A 17,158-nucleotide genomic window follows, 5' to 3' on the forward strand; every position below is an offset into this window, starting at 1 on the left:
GACCTAACTCAGGATTGTTCAATGTTAGTTTCACTTGAGTTTTCGGGCGGTTTCGGGTATAGTGCGCGTCCTCAGGGTCATTACCGCTATTGATGGGAGCGGACTTACCCCTGAATCGCTGGGGTAAACAGCGCCGATATCCTGCCAGAGTGTTCATCGTGTTCTGTCGTCAGGCGTACGAATTCCCCCCTAATGATGTACAGAACTTGATGTGAGAAAAATATGACTGAAGTAATGACTGGCCAATCGTTCGCCGATTTGGGCCTGCCTCCTGTTGTGCTTAAACAACTTGAAAAAATGAATTTCACCGTCCCGACCCCTATTCAGGAGCAGGCTATTCCAGCCCTGATGGCGGGCAAAAATGTTCTGGGTGAAGCCCAGACCGGTACCGGTAAAACTGCTGCTTTTGGTCTGCCAGGTTTAAGCCTGCTGGATCCGAAGTTGCGGAAAACCCAAATGCTGGTGGTAGCTCCTACCCGTGAACTGGCGATGCAGGTTGCTAAAGCAATTGCTGAATTCGGCCAACAGGCACGTGGCGTGGAAGTGACCACCGTTTATGGCGGTTCACCTTTCCCACCACAGATCAAAGCCCTGCGTGGCGGTGCTCAGATTGTGGTTGGTACTCCTGGTCGCTTGCTCGACCTGCTGAAAAAAGGCGTGCTGGATTTATCCGCGCTGCGCCTGGCGGTGCTGGATGAAGCGGATGAAATGCTCAATATGGGCTTCATCGAAGACATTGAAACAATTATGAGTTCAGTGCCACCTTCTTCAATGCGCGCGCTATTTTCTGCGACTATGCCACCGGCAATTCGTAAACTGGCAAAAACCTTTCTGGTTAATGAAGCTGGTGAGCAACCAGTAAATATTCAGATCGCTGCGCAGCCGCAAACGAAAGCGAGTATCCGTCAGCGTGCCTGGCAGGTACGTGGCCTGACTAAATTAACCGCGTTAACCCGGTTACTGGAAACGATGGAATACCAGCGCGTACTGATTTTTGTTCGTACTCGCTCAGATACCATGGAAGTGACTGAACAGTTGCAGGCGGCTGGTTTCAAAGCATCACCATTAAGTGGCGATTTGAACCAGACGCAACGTGAACAAACCGTCAGCCAGCTACGCAGTGGTAAGATTGAGATCCTGGTTGCGACTGACGTCGTTGCACGGGGCCTTGATGTTCCTGAGATCACTCACGTAGTGAATTATGATCTGCCAGGTGACACTGAATCTTATGTACACCGTATCGGCCGTACTGGTCGGGCTGGTCGTAGCGGCGAAGCGATTCTGTTTTATCGCGCCAAAGAAAAGCATTTGTTACGCCATTATGAGCGTTTAACTAACGGCACCATCGAATTTTTTGAAGTGCCTGATGCGAAGCAGTTGAGCGCGCATCGCCAGACCAAACTGCAGGAACAAATTCAGCAGTACGTTGCTGGTCAGGACCTGACCGCACTGACGACGATCATTGAGCGTATTCAGTCACAAACTGAATTAAGCCCATTGCAAATTGCTGCGGCGTTACTTGCCCAGCAGAACAGTGTGCGGCCGTTAATTGTGAGCGAAGATCCTGCGCCGCGGAAGTTTGCTGAACGGGCCGAACGGCCTGAGCGTAGCGATCGGTCAGCGCGGGCTAATCGCACTGAACGTGCGCCCCGTGAAGGACGCGACAGTCGTGATGCGAATATCGATTTTGATACCTATCGTATTAAGGTTGGTCGTGAACATGGCGCACGTCCTCAGGACATCGTTGGTGCTATCGCCAATGAAGGCGAAATTGACAGCCGCTATATTGGTCAAATCCAGTTGTTTGACAGCCATAGCCTGGTTGAACTGCCAAAAGGTTTGCCTACCGCGGTACTGAAGATTTTGCAGCGGGCCCGGGTGCGTCAGACACAGATGGACATTACTCTGGCTGATGAAGCTATTACCCGCCGTCCACGTGGCGATAAGCCAGCTCGTGGCGAACGTCCGGCATTTAAAGGCGCTCCCCGTTCAGCTGGCGGTCCGCGCAGCAAAGATGGTCGCGCCGATAAAGGTCGTAGCCGTCGCTTTCAGTAACTGACGAATAGTTTCTGATTTATTAGCCCGCCCTGTGGTTTCCACAGCGGCGGGCTTACTTTTTGTATAGCCGCAACCGGTAAAATTTGGCATCATGCGCAGCATAAGAGGTTTTCCGAATAACAGGCGGGGATCAGTCATGCAGCCAGTAAATGTCATTTGTATCAAATGGGGAACCAAGTACGGTTCCGATTACGTTAATACACTCTATTCTATGGTCAGCCGTAATTTATCCCGGCCATTTCGCTTTGTCTGTCTGAGCGATGATCCCGAAGGTATCCGGGATGAAGTCGAAGTCAAACCTATTCCTGAGATCGGTTTTGAGGACTTTGATAAGCGTAAAGCCTGGACCTTCGCCCATGGGTGGCTGAAACTAACTTGTTTTGCCAAGCCGCTTTATGATCTTGAAGGGCAGACCTTGTTCCTCGATTTGGATATTGTGATTGTCGACAGCCTGGACGAGTTCTTTGAGCCGGACGGCGATTTCATGGTGATCAAAGAATGGGATAAATCCGATGCGACGGGTAATACCTCGGTTTTTCGTTATGAAATCGGTGCCCACGTTGATGCGCTTGAACACCTGAAGAAAGATCCTGTCGGCGCCCGTAAAGATGTGCGTAATGAACAGGAATATATTACCCAGTTTGTCGCTCGCCAGGGCAAATTGAAATACTGGCCGGCGGAGTGGTGCCGTAGCTTTAAACGCCATTGTTTGCGCCCGTTTCCGCTCAGTTTCTTTCAGCAACCCCGGATTCCTGAAGGCGCTAAGGTCATTATCTTCCATGGCAGACCGCATCCGGATGACGCCGTCGCCGGACGCAGTGGTAAGTGGTATCGCAAAGTTTTGCCAACTACCTGGATCAAAGAATACTGGCGTTAAGCCGTCATGACCTTTAGTTACCGCCTGCTTATCCGGTTACTGCTACCGCTGGTATTTGTTTACCTGTGGCTGCGTGGGCGCAAAGCGCCGGCTTACCGGCAGCGCTGGCGCGAGCGACTGGCATTGCAGCCGGTGCCACCGACAGCGCGCGACGGATTAGTTGTTCACTGTGTATCCGTAGGTGAAACTGTGGCTGCGCGGGGTTTTATTGAGGGCTTGCTGGAAGCTTACCCACAATTGCCGGTTACCCTCACTTCAATGACTCCGACTGCCGCTGATCTGGCCTATAAGTTATTCACTGATCGCGTTCACCACTATTATTTACCGCTGGATACCCCCGGAGCTATGCGCCGCTTTTTCAACAAACTGGCGCCGCGGGCGGTGTTGATTCTGGAAACCGAGCTTTGGCCCTGCCTGCTAGAAGAAGCTGACTCCCGCAACATTCCCGTGGTGGTATTAAATGCCCGTATGTCAGATCGCTCAGCGCGATCTTATCGGAACTATGCCTGGCTGGTGGGGCCGATCTGGCCCGCGATTCGTTGGCTTGCGGCGCAGACAGATACCAGTGCCCAGCGTTTTCTCAACTTAGGTATGCAGCCAGAGCAGGTGGCGGTACGTGGTAATTTAAAGTTCGATTTTCAGTTACCTGATCAGTTGTTGTATCAGGCGCAGCTCTGGCGCGAACAACACCAGCGCCCGGTGGTGGTAGCGGCAAGTACGCATCAGGGCGAAGATGAACAGGTTATTACTGCATTCCAGAAACTGCTGCAAAGTCATCCTGATGCGTTATTGATCCTGGTACCCCGGCACCCGGAGCGTTTTGCGGCAGTAGGGCGACTGATCGAAAGCAGTGGTTTGCAATGCGTTAGCAGAAGTTCGGGACTGCCGGTTACCAGTAGTACCGCTGTGTTGCTGGGCGACACTATGGGCGAGCTGTTATTCTGGTACGCCGTTGCTGACGCGGCGTTCATTGGCGGTAGTTTAATTGAACGGGGCGGACATAATCCACTGGAGCCCATTGCAACCAATACGCCTGTGGTTTCTGGTCGCACAGTTTTCAACTTTCAGGAAATTTACGATCGACTTAACGCGCGGGACGCTTTGCTTTGGGCTGACAGCGCCAGCGGGCTGGCTGAACAATGGCAGCGCTTGCTGGACGATGATGAATTACGCGCAGCCCTGGCCGCCGCGGCGCGCGATGAGTTTGCCACCGACCAGGGGGCGACCCGGCAGATGTTGGCCGATGTGAAACGCCTTATACCACCCCCCGCAGCCGAGGTGAGGACGCTGAAAATGATAACTGTTAAAAATCCCGATAACGACAGCGAGATCTGGTTTGATGCGAAGCAGGTTCCGGATCTGACGGATGCCTTCTTCAGCCCGGAATACTGGCGCGCGGCAAATAAAATTAAGGGATCAGCAACAGGCAGAAGCACCGCCTGGTTTATTGATGATGGGCGGCACGGATTGTTGCTCCGGCATTATTACCGCGGCGGCATGGTCGGTAAACTCAATAAAGACCGTTTTAAGCGTGAAGCCGTTGCCCACAGCCGGGCAATGGCTGAATTTAGCCTCTTGCTGCAGTTAAGAGAGCTTGATTTAGCGGTACCCCGGCCGGTCGCAGCCCGATACCAAAAAGCGCCGCTGTGGGGCTATCGCGCCGATATATTGGTTGAGACCATCCCTGATGCAAAAGATGTTTTTCATTTACTGCAGGCGCGTCAACTGACGACTGAAGAGTGGCAAATTCTCGGGCGGGAGATCCGCAAGATGCATGAACTCGGCGTCTATCATTCTGATCTCAACTGCCACAACCTGATGCTTGATGTTCAGGGTAAGGCCTGGTTGGTGGATTTTGATAAATGCGGTTTCAGAAGTCCGGGGGAGTGGCGTCAGGCAAACCTGGATCGCCTGTTGCGGTCTTTCACGAAAGAAGCCAATAAAGCAAAAGAGGCCAGTACGGAGTTCTTCTGGCTGGAAGAACGCGACTGGCCTCTGTTAATGGCGGGATACCAGTTTAATGGATCCGCTGATTAGCGGATCTGGCCGGTACCTGTAACCACAAACTTCTCTGTAGTGAGTGCCTCTAAGCCCATTGGACCATAGGCATGCAGTTTGCTGGTAGAGATACCAATTTCTGCACCTAAGCCCAGCTGGCCGCCGTCACTAAAGCGTGAAGAGGCATTCGCCATAGTCACTGCTGAATCGACTTCACGGATAAAGCGCGCTGCGGTCAGGTTATTCTCGGTGACAATAACTTCGGTATGTCCACTACCAAAGCGATCGATGTGATCTAACGCGCCTTCAAAGTCATCGACGGTGCGCACTGCGATTTCCAGCGCCAGGTACTCTTCACCAAATTCATCGTCAGTGATGACATCGCCATTTTCAAAATACTTCGCCGAAAAGTTGTCGGCATGTACGATGACATCTTTTGCTGCCAGCTTCGCCGCCGCTTTGGGCAGGAAATCCTCAGCGATATCTTTGTGTACCAGTAACCCTTCAAGCGCGTTACAGACTCCCGTACGCTGAGTTTTACCGTTGATCAGAATATCCAGTGCTTTGTCCTGATCAGCGTCTTTATCGACGTACAAGTGGCAGACACCTTTATAGTGCTGGATAACAGGAATTTTACTGTTATCGCTGACAAAGTGGATCAGGCCTTCGCCGCCGCGGGGGATAACCAGATCGATATACTTATCCTGTTTCAGCAGTTGCAGCATCAGGTCGCGATCAGGATCGGGAACCACGGTAATGACGTCTTCCGGCAAGTTGCTGTCACGCAGTGCCTGATGCAGCGCAGCTGCAATCGCTTTACTGGTTTCGATCGCTTCGCGGCCACAACGCAGGATTACCGCATTACCAGATTTAAAGCACAGGGCGCCGGCATCAGCGGTCACATTCGGACGCGCTTCATAGATCATGCAGATAACACCCAGCGGAATACGCATTTTCTCGACCACCAGGCCATTAGGGCGGATGGTAAAAGGTTTACGCTGACCGACCGGATCATCCAGTTCGATGATCTCTTCGATGGCTGTTGCCATTCCTTCGATACGCTCTGGATCAAGCTGCAGGCGATCCAGCATGGCTTCAGATAAGCCTTTTTCTTTACCGGCATCGACATCTTTTTTATTTACCGCGAGAATATCGTCCTGCGCTTTTCGAATGGCGTCGGCCATGAGCTGCAGAACCGCGTTCTTTTCTTTCTCATCAAGCTTGGCAACAGCGCGGGCTGCTACTGCAGCGCGCTTAGAAATTTCAGTTGCTACGGAGTTACTCATACTTCCTCCAGAATCGTTAAATCGTTACTGTGGATGACTTCAGTTATCGGGCTATAACCATATTGCTCAGCAATATGACTTACTTCCTGGCCCTTTAAGTGCATTAACTCATGTGAGCTGTACTGACATATTCCTTTGGCAATTGCTTCAGCGTCATCGCCGCTGCGGATAACGACCGCATCGCCGCGATTGAAATCACCCTGAATATCGAGAATACCCGTGGTGATCAAAGGTTCGCCGTTTGCCAGTGAGCTGGCTGTAGCCGCATCAACAACAATTTCGCCCTGCGAAACCAATGTGTGCCGCAACCAATGTTTCTTATTGCTCATCGGGTCTTTCTGACGTTTAAACAGAGTGCCGGGGTTTTCACCGCGTAGTAGCAGTTCGAAGGTATTCCCTTTACGACCGTTGACGATGTAAGTATCAACACCGTGCGAGGTCGCTTTTTCAGCAGCCTCAATTTTTGTGCGCATACCGCCAGTGGCAATCTTGTTGGTGGTACCGCCCGCTAAAGCGAAGATTTCCTCGGTAATAGTTTCTACCACCGGAATCTTCTTAGCGTCTGGTTTAACCCGCGGGTCAGCGTCGAATAAACCATCAATGTCAGAACAAATAAACAGGGCGTCAGCGTCAACCAGGGTCGCTACCATAGCGGCCAGGTTATCGTTGTCACCGACTTTCATTTCGTCGGTAGCTAACGCATCATTTTCATTCACTATAGGTAAGATGTCGTGTTCCAACAAAGTACGCAGGGTATTACGGATACTTACATAGCGAGCCCGATCACGAAGGTCGCCGTGGGTCATCAGCACCTGCGCGCAGGGGAAATCGAAGAAGCGGGTCCAGCTTGCCATCATTTCATTCTGGCCGACAGCTGCCATCGCTTTTTTGACAGTAACCGGAATGGTATCACTGTCGTATTTGATATATTTACGACCTGCCGCGGCACTGCCGGAGGAAACTAAAACGATTTCCTGACCGCGTTCATGGCATTCGATAATAAATCGGGCAATTGCCAGTAAGTATTTACTGCTCGTTCCTGTCTCGTCTGGCGCTATTAACGCGCTGCCTACTTTTATCACAGCACGCTGCCAGGAAGGCATATTCATAGGGGTTCCCTCTTGAAAAAACGAGTAGGTAGTTTAACAGATTTAGGGGGGCTTCTCTAGCCGCAGGCAATATCGGGATAGCGGGAACAAGCTTCGCGGCGGCGCGAAGCTTGTTTCAAACTTACTTCGCGGGTGGTGTATAGCCCTCGATGTCGACATCTTTGCCTTCGAACAGGAACTCGCGCATGTGTTTTTCAAGCAATTCCCGTGACTTAGGATCCATCAGGTTGAGGCGTTTCTCATTAATCAGCATGGTCTGTTTTTTCTGCCATTCAGCCCAGGCTTCTTTAGAAATATTGGCAAAAATTTCCTCGCCGAGTTCCCCCGGGTAAAGCTGAAAATCCAGGCCTTCAGCCTCTTTTTTTAGACGTTGGCAATATACGGTACGGCTCATAACAACCTCAGATTTTTAAGTGTAGATTAATTTTAAGTCCCGTTGGCTGCTTTTTGCAAATGTACCGTCAGGTAAGGTTGCAAATAAGTGGCTATCGGTGCGGGTAAGCCATAATTACTAAGCTGCGCGAGGGGGATCCGGCGGCAGGTTGCAGTTGCATAAGGCGCCTCTGCCTCAGAGGTGACAGCGCACCAGACTTTTGCCTGCAGCTTGTAATGTGAAAAGGTATGTTTGAATTCACCATCCAGTTTAAAGCTTTCGGCGGCGGTTTCGGTCAGTTCGGGCAGGCTCCACAGGCGCGGCCAGATACCGCCGGCGGGTCGCTGTTCAAGGAGCAGACCAGTCTCATTAATGCTGAGTAAGAAATTGCCATGGCGCTGCGGCAGCGCGCGGCGAGCTTTTTTTAATGGCAGTTCAGCAGTTCGGCCAGTGCGGAAGGCGACACAGTTTGCCTGTAACGGACAGCGGGGGCAATCCGGTTGCCGGGGTTTACATAGGGTAGCACCCAGATCGAGCAGGCCCTGGGCATAAATCCGGTTGTCGTGGGCCGGCGTATAGTATTCCGCCAGGCGCCAGAGCAGTTTGCTGGTTGCTGATGCGGGCAAGGGCTCGGCAATGCCAAAGAGCCGGCAAAATAAGCGCGCGATATTACCGTCCACTAAGGCGGCAGATTTATCGTAAGCAAACGCGGTAATTGCTCCGGCGGTATAAGGACCAATGCCGGGTATTTTTCTCAGTTCTGCGGGGCAGTCAGGGATCTTGCCGTTATAGCTTGCACATACTTCACGGGCAGCCCGATGCAGGTTGCGGGCACGGGAGTAATAACCGAGCCCCTGCCACAACGCCATAATTTGATCTTCACTGGCTGCTGCTAACGTAGTGACCGTCGGCAGGCTTTCCAGCCATCGCTCAAAATAGGGGATTACCGTGGCAACCTGGGTTTGTTGCAGCATAATTTCGCTGACCAGCACGTGATAGGGATCGCGTGCAAGCTGCCAGGGCAGGTTATGCCGCCCATGCTGTTGTTGCCAGTTTTTAACAGTGGCACTTAAATCAGAGCGGCTGATAACGTTTTCTGCATATTCAAGCGTATCGGTGGGCGTCATATGAATAATCAGTGCTTTGGTTAGGGTGAGGGAACGCTATGGCTTTGCAAAGTTAAGGTAAAGTACGGGCGAAAGCCAGTGCAACCATGAAATCTTTACAATTATGGTGTATATTAGAGCCAATGATTTTAACGGAAATGAGAACAAAAAAGGAGCATCTCATGAAACGATTAACAGCATTATCAGTTGCAGTTGTTGCAGCGTGTTCTGCGATCCCGGCTATGGCCCAGGATAACACAAGCGAAGTAGGGCAATATTATTTAGGCCCGCGGATTGGTGTGTTCGGTCCTGACTCTGATCGTCGCACAATTGAAGATGGCGATATCGCGAAGTTTAAAGGCGGCCTGGGTGCTTCCTTCGCTGGTCTTGAAGGCGGCTTTCAGTTCACTCCTAAATGGGGCTATCGCGTTTACTGGGATCACCTGCGTGGTAACCTGGAAAGCGGCGGTACTTCAAGCGGCAATGTGTTCGGTATTGATGCGCTTTATAGCTTCACCGAAAACTTTTACGGCGGTTTAGGTATTAACTCTACCGAGCTTGGTAGCCAGACTAACCGCTTTGTGCGCGTTTCTGCCGGTTATAAAGAGTATATAACTGAAAACCTTGCGTTTACCGTAGAAGGTGGTGTTCAGCAAAATGACGGTGATCTGACTGAGTTCTTGTTCCAGACTGGTTTGCGCTGGTACTTTGGTAAGCCGGCTACCTATACCACTCCGGCTCAGGAACCTGTAGCACCTCAGCCGCAGCCTGAACAGCGTCCCGTTGATAGCGATGGTGATGGCGTAATTGACAGCCGTGATAAGTGTCCTGACACCCAGGCTGGCTATAAAGTCGATGCGGATGGTTGCGTAATGTACCGTGACGAAACCATCACTAAGCGACTGATGGTTACCTTTGGCTTTGACTCAGCGAAGATTTCTGCCGGCCAGGATACTGCTATCCGCTCTACGGCGGAGTTCCTGAAAGAATATCCTCAGCTGGATGTTGTGATTGAAGGCCATACTGATGATATCGGACCGGAAAGCTACAACCTGAAGCTGTCTCAGGAACGAGCCAAAGCAGTTGGCAACACGCTGGTTAAAGACTTTGGCATTAACGAGTCACGTGTTAGCACCGTAGGCTACGGTGAAGCACAGCCGCTGGTACCAAATACCAGTAAAGCTAACCGCGCGGACAACCGTCGCGTTGAAGCGAAAATGTCAGTAACTAAGAAGACAGCAATTAAAGACTAATACAGACTTTAGTTCTGCTGATTAGTTAACAGCAAAAACAAAGGCGTGCCGGAACTTGCGTTCGGCGCGCCTTTTTGCATAATGAGCGCGGTAAATTTATACGCGCTTTTTTACTTTCTTCCGACCGTAACTGACCAAAGTGACCGCCATGGCTGATAAACCTCAGGATCAAAACCAATCCCGACACCAGAATCTCGAACAGGCTGAGGCCAGCGGTAAATATATCCGCCGCATCCGCAGTTTTGTTAAACGTGAAGGCCGTTTGACTAAGGGGCAGGCCGGCGCACTTGAACGCAGCTGGCCGACTATGGGGCTTGAATACAGCAGCGAGCCGCTGGACCTGAAAGCAGCCTTTGGCCGACAGGCGCCAACGGTGCTGGAAATTGGGTTTGGCATGGGCAAATCACTGGTGGCGATGGCGGCCGCCGCGCCGGAGAAAAATTTCATTGGTATTGAGGTTCATCGGCCGGGTGTCGGGGCTTGTTTATTAGAGGCCGAGGCGGCCGGCGTGCATAACCTGCGGGTTTATGAGCACGATGCGGTAGAGATTCTGCGCGATTGCATAGCCGATAACGCTTTGCATACCGTTCAGGTTTTCTTTCCGGATCCCTGGCATAAGAAGCGTCATCACAAGCGCCGTCTGATCCAGCCCGAATTAGTTGAATTAATTCGCTCTAAGTTAGCTGTCGGCGGCGTATTGCATCTGGCCACTGACTGGCAGAATTATGCCGAGCACATGCTTGAGGTGATGCAGGATGCTTCAGGCTGGCGCAATCTGGCAGCTGACAATGCCTATGTGCCACGGCCGGAAGACCGCCCGCTGACTAAATTTGAACAACGTGGCGAGCGGCTTGGTCATGGTGTATGGGATTTAAAGTTCGAACGGATCAGCTAAACCATCTCATCCAGAATACTGTTCAGATAACGCCTTCCTAAAGTGGTGGTAAGCCAGTGGTCCTGCTGGCTTTCAACCAGCCCCAGCCGGACTGCCGGCGCCATCGCCTGTTCGGCGACGCTGTCGGGTAAGCCGGTACGCTCGGCAAAAAGCTGGCGGGGCACCGGTTCCATCAGCCTCAGGTAGTTCATGAAAAACTCAAACGGCCGTTCATCTGTACTGACCTGCCATTCTTTGTAACGCAGTGGCCGGGTAAGATCCAGGTAGCCCTGTGGGTGTTTGATCTTCTCACAGCGCAGGATTTTATTCGTGCCGGGCAGGGTGGTTTTGCTGTGGGCACCGCAACCGATCCCCAGGTAGTCACCGAAAGTCCAGTAATTGCGGTTATGCCGGCTTTGATGGCCTGGTTTGGCATAGGCGCTGACTTCATATTGCTCATAGCCTGCAGCCAGTAACCTTTGGTGGCCCTGCTCCTGAATCTCCCAGAGATCATCGTCTTCTGGCAGGCGCGGTGGCCGGCTGGCAAAGGCAGTATTTGGTTCTATGGTGAGCTGATACCAGGAAATATGCGGCGGTTGCAGAGCGATGACGCCGTCCAGATCGGCCATAGCGGCCTCGATAGTCTGGCCGGGCAATCCATGCATGAGATCCAGATTAAAACTCCGTAGCGGCAGGCTGGCGGCGTGCATTGCGGCTTCCGTTGCCTGTTGCGGGTCATGGATACGGCCCAATGCTCGCAATTGGTCCTCTTGCAAGCTCTGTACGCCAATTGAAAGGCGGTTCACTCCTGCCTCAAGATAGCCGCTAAAGCGTTCCTTTTCGAACGTGCCGGGATTCGCTTCAAGGGTGATCTCGCAATCAGCGGCTAGCGGCAGCAACTTACGCACACCAGCTAACAGACGCTCTATACCCGCCGCTGAAAACAGGCTGGGCGTGCCGCCGCCAATGAAAATACTGATCAGCGGTCGTTGCTGCGCCCAGTCGAGGTCAGCGCGCAAGTCGTCAAGCAAGCGGTTAATGTAGGCTGCTTCGGGCATGTCCTGCTTCACTGCATGAGAGTTGAAGTCGCAGTAGGGGCATTTCTGGATACACCAGGGAATATGGATATAAAGTGATAACGGCGGTAACTGCATCAGCGCTGCTCAAGTTGCTGAATAAGTTGGCGCAGGGCCTGGCCACGGTGGCTTAACTGTTGTTTCTTTGCCCGACTGAGTTCAGCCGAAGTGCAGTTTTCTGCGGGGACCCAGAATACCGGGTCGTAGCCGAAACCCTGTGTGCCGCGGGGCTGTTCGGTAATCAGACCGTCCCAGCGGCCGTGACAGATAACCGGGGTCGGGTCTTCGGCATGTTCGAGAAAGACCAGTACACAGTGAAAGCTCGCCTGCCGTTGTGCCGGGGGAACATCAGCAAGGGCTTGCAGAAGTTTCCCGACGTTATCGCTGTCAGTCGCATCGTTGCCGGCGTAGCGCGCGGAGTAAATGCCGGGCGCACCGCGCAGCGCATCGACCGCCAGGCCGGAATCGTCAGCAAGCGCCGGCAGGCCGGTATGCAATGCCGCATGGCGGGCTTTAATCAGCGCGTTTTCAACAAAAGTCAGTCCCGTTTCCTCAGCCTCGGTAAACCCCCACTTCGACTGTGGAAACACCTGCCACTGTAAGGGTGCAAGCAGATCCTGCAGTTCCTGTACTTTGCCCTGATTGCCGGTAGCCAGCACAATTTCCCGCATAATGAATTCCCCGGATCTCGAATTTGGCTGTTATTATACGGGTTAAGGGGCGTCATCACCAAGGGAGATAGCGAGTGACCGAGATTACCGGAATCATGCTGTTGATAGGTTCACTATTGCTGGTCAGTATACTGGCGGCTGTGGTGTCTAACCGGTTGGGTGCGCCGCTGTTACTGACCTTTCTGGTAGTCGGGATGCTGGCCGGTGAAGAAGGCTTGCTGGGTATTGAATTTGATAATCCCGAACTGGCGTTTTTTATTGGGTCGCTGGCGCTGGTTATTATTCTGTTCGACGGCGGTATGCGCACCCATAAAGAACGGTTTCGGGTAGCCCTGTGGCCGGCCATAAGTCTGGCCACGGTCGGGGTGGCTCTGACTTGCACTATAACAGCCATGGCAGTGGTCTGGTTATTTGACCTGCCGTGGGTGACTGCGCTGCTTATCGGCGCGATTCTCAGTTCCACTGATGCTGCCGCTGTATTCAGCATCTTTCAGTCGAAAAATTTACGAATCAAGCAGCGGGTGGCTGCAACCCTCGAGATTGAGTCCGGCACCAATGATCCGATGGCGGTCATCCTGACGATGACCATGACCACGGTTATCGTTTCCAGTCAGGCGTTTTCGTATACGGCCATGGCTCTGGACGTGCTGCAGCAACTGGTACTGGGTTACGCGATTGGCTGGCTTGGCGGGCGTCTGTTCGTGATTATGGCGCGGCGGATCACGGTCCAGTTCACTTTCTTCCCACTGCTGGCAGCTGCGTCAGCGGTGGTTATCTTTGCGGTTACCTCCGGTATTGGTGGCAGCGGATTTCTGGCGGTTTACCTCATGGGCTATCTGATTGGCGGCGCGCGCCTGCCGCAGCTCATGCATATTCTGCAGGTTCAGGATGGCCTTGCCTGGCTCAGCCAGATCATGATGTTTCTGATTCTCGGCCTGTTGGTTACCCCATCGCATCTGCTTGAGTTTTTGCCACTGTCGTTAAGTGTCGCCTTGCTCATGATTTTTGTTGCCCGGCCGGTGGCAGTCGTTATCAGCTTATTGCCATTTTCTTTCCCCTGGCGCGAGCAGATGTTTGTGAGCTGGGTGGGGCTGCGCGGCGCCGTGCCTATTATTCTGGCTCTGTATCCCTGGCTAAGCGGGGTCGAAGATCAGCAGTTGTTCTTTGATATTGCCTTTGTCGTGGTGCTGGTATCGCTGGTATTGCAGGGCTGGACTTTAGTGCCTATGGCGCGTTGGTTAGGTCTGGAAGTTCCCGCTGAGGCGGCCCCCGACAGGCGTATGGCTCTTGATAGCGTTGGTAGTAAGGATCCGATGGAGTTATGGGCATATCTGGTAAGTGATCGCTCACCAGCCTGCGATCACTACTGGGATGAGCTGCGCTGGTCGGTGCCGGTTGAATTTGTCGGCGTTATTCGTGATGGTGAGTGGTTACTTCCTATTCAGGAGCCACAGTTCGAAGAAGGTGATATTGCGCTGGTGGTTGCCAAGCTACAGCATAAGGATGAAATTAGCAGGGTGCTGGCGCCTGGCGGCAAAGCGCGCGATCTGACCAGCAGTGACTTCTTTGGTGACTTTAGCCTGCGTGGCAATCTGACGCTGGCGGATGTGGCCGGTTTCTATCCCCTTGGCGACTTGCCTGATGGTATTGCCGGTAAAACGCTAAACGACTATTTCGGTGAAAAATTTCATCGGCGGGTGGTCGTAGGCGATCAACTGCGACTTGGTCAGGTGCAGCTTACGGTGCGGGAACTGCGAGACAACGGTGAAATTGCCAGTGTCGGGGTTAAGCTACTGACTTAACCCCGACCGCTGGAAGCTAACCCAAAGCGAAAATTAATTGGCCATGAAGGTTTTACTAAAGGTCAGTTCTTCCTGCGTTTCACCTTGCTCTATAGTGATAAAAAAGCGCAGCGTCTCGGCATTGGTAAAGCGCGTCTGAGCCAGATAATAGACCGACTCGCCTTCGATTACTTCCTGAAATTCTAACTGCTGCTGCTGGCTAAGAGGGTTCATTGCGTAGCCGCTCAATTCCACTTGCTGGGCTGGTTTGCCCGGTTCTTCGGCAGCAAATACCACAATATTCAGAGTGGCCAGATACTGGCTTCGCTCAAGATCGTACTGATCGGCCATTTCTGGTCGCAGCAAAGTCGAATTGAATGCATTGTACCGGACTTCCCAGGGGCCTAACCGGGTAACCCCTTCAGCCATTACCGGCGCGGTAACCATAAATGCCATGACTATCGCGATCAATCCTATAGCAAATGATTTCATTAAACTCGTCATCGAATTCCCCTTGTTTAAAAGCCAAGAACGGCCCGACGCAGCATACCGAGCAGAATTTGCAGTGCCTGGATACCAATGATGGCAACCAGAACCGATAAGTCCAGCCCGCCAATGGGTGGGATGATACGACGGATAGGATTCAGAATGGGTTCAGTTAGCTGAATCAGTAAAACTTCCATCGGGTTACGGCCTGGTCCCTGACTGAACCAGCTCAGTAACGCGCGGATAATGACCACCCAAAACAGCAGTTCGAGGAACTGGTGAAGCACGTTAAATGAACCTACCACAATGGACTCAAACCAGTAGATGCCAATGCCTGCGATCGCAATAAGGACCATGGACTTGGCGATACTGACAATCAGCGCCAGCACTATGGTCGCGAGGTCCCAGTTCCCTGCCATCGGAAACAGACGGCGTAAAGGCAAAACGAACGGATTCGTTACTTTTACCACAAACTGGCTGAGAGGATTGTAAAAGTCAGCCCGCACTACTTGTAGCCAAATACGCAAAATCACTACTGTCAGGTATAAGTCGAAGGCAATAGTGATAAGAAAAGTCATCAAATCCATAAGTATCCTGTCTGTTCAATGTAACGTGCGGTAAATTAAAATAAATCAGCCATTTCCTGATTACGCTTCACTGCGGCTTTTATCGCTTGCTCCGAAATATCATTAATATCGGCGCCCTGGTAAACTTCAAGGCCTTTGGCGGTCGAACCACCTTTGCTGGTGACTTGTTTACGTAAGTCTTCCAGTTCCAGCTCGCTGTTAATCGCCATTTCTGCAGCACCCAGGGCGGTCTGTTGCACCATTTGCCGGGCTTTATCGCGGTCAAAACCTAATACCACCGCGGCTTTTTGCAAGCTTGCCATAAATTCAAAGAAGTAGGCCGGACCACTTCCCGCGACCGCACCGAGTATATCCAGTTCATCTTCGTTATTAACCCAAAGTGTAGCACCTACGCCGTCAAATGCAGAGCGGATAAACTCACGATCGCTTTCATCAGCGCGGTCATCAGCGACCAGACCAGACATGCCCTTACCGACCAGCGACGGCGTATTAGGCATTACCCGGATAATGCGGATGTCATCACCCAGGTAGGTGCGGTATTTGGGCATACGGATACCGGCGGCGATAGTGACAATCAGTTTGTCACTAATGGCTGGAACGGCCTTACGAAGGGCTTCACAAACATCGGCCATTAACGGTGGTTTGACTGCCAGTACCACCACGTCAGCGGCGGTTGCGACTTCGGCGTTGTCCTGGCTGGTATGCACCCCTAGCTGGCTGGAAATCGCTTCCAGTTTGCCGGGGCTGGGATTACTGACGTAGATGTGGTCGGCAGGATAGCCGCTGCGGACCATTCCTCCAACAATGCTTTGGGTCATATTGCCAGCACCGATAAAGGCAATTTTACGTAGCTTGGCTGTCATGAACTACTCCTTAGTTATTTTTTGTCGGATGGGCGGCTGCCGAATATAGCGGTGCCGATGCGAACTGTGGTCGCGCCATACTTAATGGCGGTAGCGAGGTCGTCGCTCATTCCCATTGAGAGTGTATCGATTTGATCATATTGGGCTTGTAATCCTGAATACAAGCCTTGCATGCGGGCATAGCTGGCGGCGCGGGCGACTGCATCAGCCGCTGCCGCGGGAATCGCCATAAGCCCGCGTAAGCGGAGCCCGGGCAACGAACTGATGAGTCCGGCAAGTTCGGCGATATCAGCCGGCAGCACGCCGGCTTTAGTATCTTCCTGGTCAATATTTACCTGGATGAGTACATTAAGCGGTGGCTGCGCGTGCTGGCGCTGGTCATTCAGGCGTCTGGCTATTTTGGCACGGTCCACGCTGTGCACCCACCCAAACGAGCCGGCGATATCGCGGGTTTTGTTTGACTGAACCGGGCCAATAAAGTGCCAGGTTATTTCACTATGTTCCTCTAATTGCGCAATTTTACTGACGCCTTCCTGGACATAGTTTTCACCAAATTCCATTTGCCCCGCTTGCCGTGCCTGCAGTATTTCCTCAATGGAGCGGGTTTTACTTACGGCCAGCAGGCGGACATCAGCGGGCGAACGCTGTGCCGCTTCACAGGCCAGAATGATTTGATTGCGGACTTCTTTTAAGCGTTCAGCTATGGTATTCATCATGTTCACGTTTTAGTTAAATGATCTTCAGACCAGACAAGAGGCCG

Annotated in this window: 16 protein-coding genes; 6 read left to right on the plus strand and 10 right to left on the minus strand. The window is 52.3% G+C overall.

Features of this window, described 5'->3' with window-relative positions:
- The first annotated feature begins 222 nt into the window (after nt 1-222).
- From IDSA_RS10155 to waaA, 3 genes are all read left to right on the plus strand, one after another.
- Nucleotides 223-2,055, plus strand: a complete 1,833-nt coding sequence (locus tag IDSA_RS10155) for a DEAD/DEAH box helicase (RefSeq protein ID WP_034776549.1) — start codon at nt 223-225, stop codon at nt 2,053-2,055.
- Between the two features lie 139 nt (nt 2,056-2,194).
- The gene (locus IDSA_RS10160) at nt 2,195-2,935 is read left to right on the plus strand and encodes a glycosyl transferase (protein ID WP_034776557.1); all 741 of its coding nucleotides are present in this window, start codon (nt 2,195-2,197) and stop codon (nt 2,933-2,935) included.
- Between the two features lie 6 nt (nt 2,936-2,941).
- Nucleotides 2,942-4,972: a lipid IV(A) 3-deoxy-D-manno-octulosonic acid transferase gene (gene waaA, locus IDSA_RS10165; protein ID WP_034776559.1), complete on the plus strand. Its 2,031-nt coding sequence runs from the start codon at nt 2,942-2,944 to the stop codon at nt 4,970-4,972.
- Here the strand turns inward: waaA and IDSA_RS10170 are convergent.
- The 4 genes from IDSA_RS10170 to mutY all read right to left on the minus strand — a co-directional run bounded on the left by IDSA_RS10170 (nt 4,969) and on the right by mutY (nt 8,828).
- Entirely contained in the window at nt 4,969-6,219 is a 1,251-nt protein-coding gene (locus IDSA_RS10170) for a glutamate-5-semialdehyde dehydrogenase (protein ID WP_034776561.1), read from the minus strand. The genes waaA and IDSA_RS10170 overlap by 4 nt on opposite strands.
- A complete protein-coding gene (gene proB / locus IDSA_RS10175; RefSeq protein ID WP_034776563.1) occupies nt 6,216-7,328 on the minus strand; it encodes a glutamate 5-kinase in 1,113 nt (370 codons plus the stop codon). The genes IDSA_RS10170 and proB overlap by 4 nt, the downstream gene beginning before the upstream one ends.
- A 121-nt stretch (nt 7,329-7,449) precedes the next feature.
- Nucleotides 7,450-7,722 (minus strand): oxidative damage protection protein, encoded by a 273-nt coding sequence (locus tag IDSA_RS10180; protein WP_034776566.1) that lies wholly within the window; start codon nt 7,720-7,722, stop codon nt 7,450-7,452.
- A 32-nt stretch (nt 7,723-7,754) separates the two neighbouring features.
- Nucleotides 7,755-8,828 (minus strand): A/G-specific adenine glycosylase, encoded by a 1,074-nt coding sequence (gene mutY / locus IDSA_RS10185; protein WP_084694110.1) that lies wholly within the window; start codon nt 8,826-8,828, stop codon nt 7,755-7,757.
- A 161-nt stretch (nt 8,829-8,989) separates the two neighbouring features.
- Here mutY and IDSA_RS10190 point away from each other — a divergent pair, with 161 nt between their 5' ends.
- A complete protein-coding gene (locus tag IDSA_RS10190) occupies nt 8,990-10,060 on the plus strand; it encodes an OmpA family protein (RefSeq protein ID WP_034776568.1) in 1,071 nt (356 codons plus the stop codon).
- Nucleotides 10,061-10,208: 148 nt separating this feature from the next.
- Entirely contained in the window at nt 10,209-10,955 is a 747-nt protein-coding gene (gene trmB / locus IDSA_RS10195; protein WP_034776571.1) for a tRNA (guanosine(46)-N7)-methyltransferase TrmB, read from the plus strand.
- Here the strand turns inward: trmB and hemW are convergent.
- Together hemW and rdgB are read right to left on the minus strand one after the other, a co-directional pair.
- A complete protein-coding gene (hemW, locus tag IDSA_RS10200) occupies nt 10,952-12,088 on the minus strand; it encodes a radical SAM family heme chaperone HemW (RefSeq protein WP_034776574.1) in 1,137 nt (378 codons plus the stop codon). The genes trmB and hemW overlap by 4 nt on opposite strands.
- On the minus strand, nt 12,088-12,681 hold the full coding sequence (rdgB, locus tag IDSA_RS10205; RefSeq protein ID WP_034776576.1) for an RdgB/HAM1 family non-canonical purine NTP pyrophosphatase: 594 nt from the start codon (nt 12,679-12,681) through the stop codon (nt 12,088-12,090). Before rdgB ends, hemW begins: the two co-directional genes overlap by 1 nt.
- A gap of 74 nt (nt 12,682-12,755) precedes the next feature.
- Here rdgB and IDSA_RS10210 point away from each other — a divergent pair, with 74 nt between their 5' ends.
- Nucleotides 12,756-14,483 carry a potassium/proton antiporter gene (locus IDSA_RS10210; protein WP_332248934.1) on the plus strand — a complete coding sequence of 576 codons (1,728 nt, stop codon included), beginning with the start codon at nt 12,756-12,758 and terminating at the stop codon, nt 14,481-14,483.
- Between the two features lie 33 nt (nt 14,484-14,516).
- On the opposite strand, the gene IDSA_RS10215 is transcribed toward IDSA_RS10210, so the two are convergent.
- The 4 genes from IDSA_RS10215 to IDSA_RS10230 are packed head-to-tail and all read right to left on the minus strand — an operon-like array spanning nt 14,517 to nt 17,114.
- The gene (locus tag IDSA_RS10215; RefSeq protein ID WP_034776579.1) at nt 14,517-14,966 is read right to left on the minus strand and encodes a DUF4426 domain-containing protein; all 450 of its coding nucleotides are present in this window, start codon (nt 14,964-14,966) and stop codon (nt 14,517-14,519) included.
- Nucleotides 14,967-14,980: 14 nt separating this feature from the next.
- Nucleotides 14,981-15,535, minus strand: a complete 555-nt coding sequence (locus tag IDSA_RS10220) for a YggT family protein (RefSeq protein ID WP_034776581.1) — start codon at nt 15,533-15,535, stop codon at nt 14,981-14,983.
- Between the two features lie 35 nt (nt 15,536-15,570).
- The gene (gene proC / locus IDSA_RS10225) at nt 15,571-16,398 is read right to left on the minus strand and encodes a pyrroline-5-carboxylate reductase (protein ID WP_034776583.1); all 828 of its coding nucleotides are present in this window, start codon (nt 16,396-16,398) and stop codon (nt 15,571-15,573) included.
- A gap of 14 nt (nt 16,399-16,412) precedes the next feature.
- On the minus strand, nt 16,413-17,114 hold the full coding sequence (locus IDSA_RS10230) for a YggS family pyridoxal phosphate-dependent enzyme (protein WP_269624679.1): 702 nt from the start codon (nt 17,112-17,114) through the stop codon (nt 16,413-16,415).
- Nucleotides 17,115-17,158 lie beyond the last annotated feature (44 nt).

Source organism: Pseudidiomarina salinarum, assembly GCF_000753715.1.
Lineage (GTDB): Bacteria > Pseudomonadota > Gammaproteobacteria > Enterobacterales > Alteromonadaceae > Pseudidiomarina > Pseudidiomarina salinarum.

Coding starts and splice junctions, on each gene's coding strand:
- IDSA_RS10160 (WP_034776557.1), top strand. CDS start 2,195: ATGCAGCCAGTAAATGTCATTTGTATCAAATGGGGAACCAAGTACGGT.
- mutY (WP_084694110.1), bottom strand. CDS start 8,828: ATGACGCCCACCGATACGCTTGAATATGCAGAAAACGTTATCAGCCGC.
- trmB (WP_034776571.1), top strand. CDS start 10,209: ATGGCTGATAAACCTCAGGATCAAAACCAATCCCGACACCAGAATCTC.
- IDSA_RS10220 (WP_034776581.1), bottom strand. CDS start 15,535: ATGGATTTGATGACTTTTCTTATCACTATTGCCTTCGACTTATACCTG.
- IDSA_RS10170 (WP_034776561.1), bottom strand. CDS start 6,219: ATGAGTAACTCCGTAGCAACTGAAATTTCTAAGCGCGCTGCAGTAGCA.
- IDSA_RS10180 (WP_034776566.1), bottom strand. CDS start 7,722: ATGAGCCGTACCGTATATTGCCAACGTCTAAAAAAAGAGGCTGAAGGC.
- waaA (WP_034776559.1), top strand. CDS start 2,942: ATGACCTTTAGTTACCGCCTGCTTATCCGGTTACTGCTACCGCTGGTA.
- IDSA_RS10230 (WP_269624679.1), bottom strand. CDS start 17,114: ATGATGAATACCATAGCTGAACGCTTAAAAGAAGTCCGCAATCAAATC.
- proC (WP_034776583.1), bottom strand. CDS start 16,398: ATGACAGCCAAGCTACGTAAAATTGCCTTTATCGGTGCTGGCAATATG.
- proB (WP_034776563.1), bottom strand. CDS start 7,328: ATGAATATGCCTTCCTGGCAGCGTGCTGTGATAAAAGTAGGCAGCGCG.
- hemW (WP_034776574.1), bottom strand. CDS start 12,088: ATGCAGTTACCGCCGTTATCACTTTATATCCATATTCCCTGGTGTATC.
- IDSA_RS10215 (WP_034776579.1), bottom strand. CDS start 14,966: ATGACGAGTTTAATGAAATCATTTGCTATAGGATTGATCGCGATAGTC.
- IDSA_RS10190 (WP_034776568.1), top strand. CDS start 8,990: ATGAAACGATTAACAGCATTATCAGTTGCAGTTGTTGCAGCGTGTTCT.
- rdgB (WP_034776576.1), bottom strand. CDS start 12,681: ATGCGGGAAATTGTGCTGGCTACCGGCAATCAGGGCAAAGTACAGGAA.
- IDSA_RS10155 (WP_034776549.1), top strand. CDS start 223: ATGACTGAAGTAATGACTGGCCAATCGTTCGCCGATTTGGGCCTGCCT.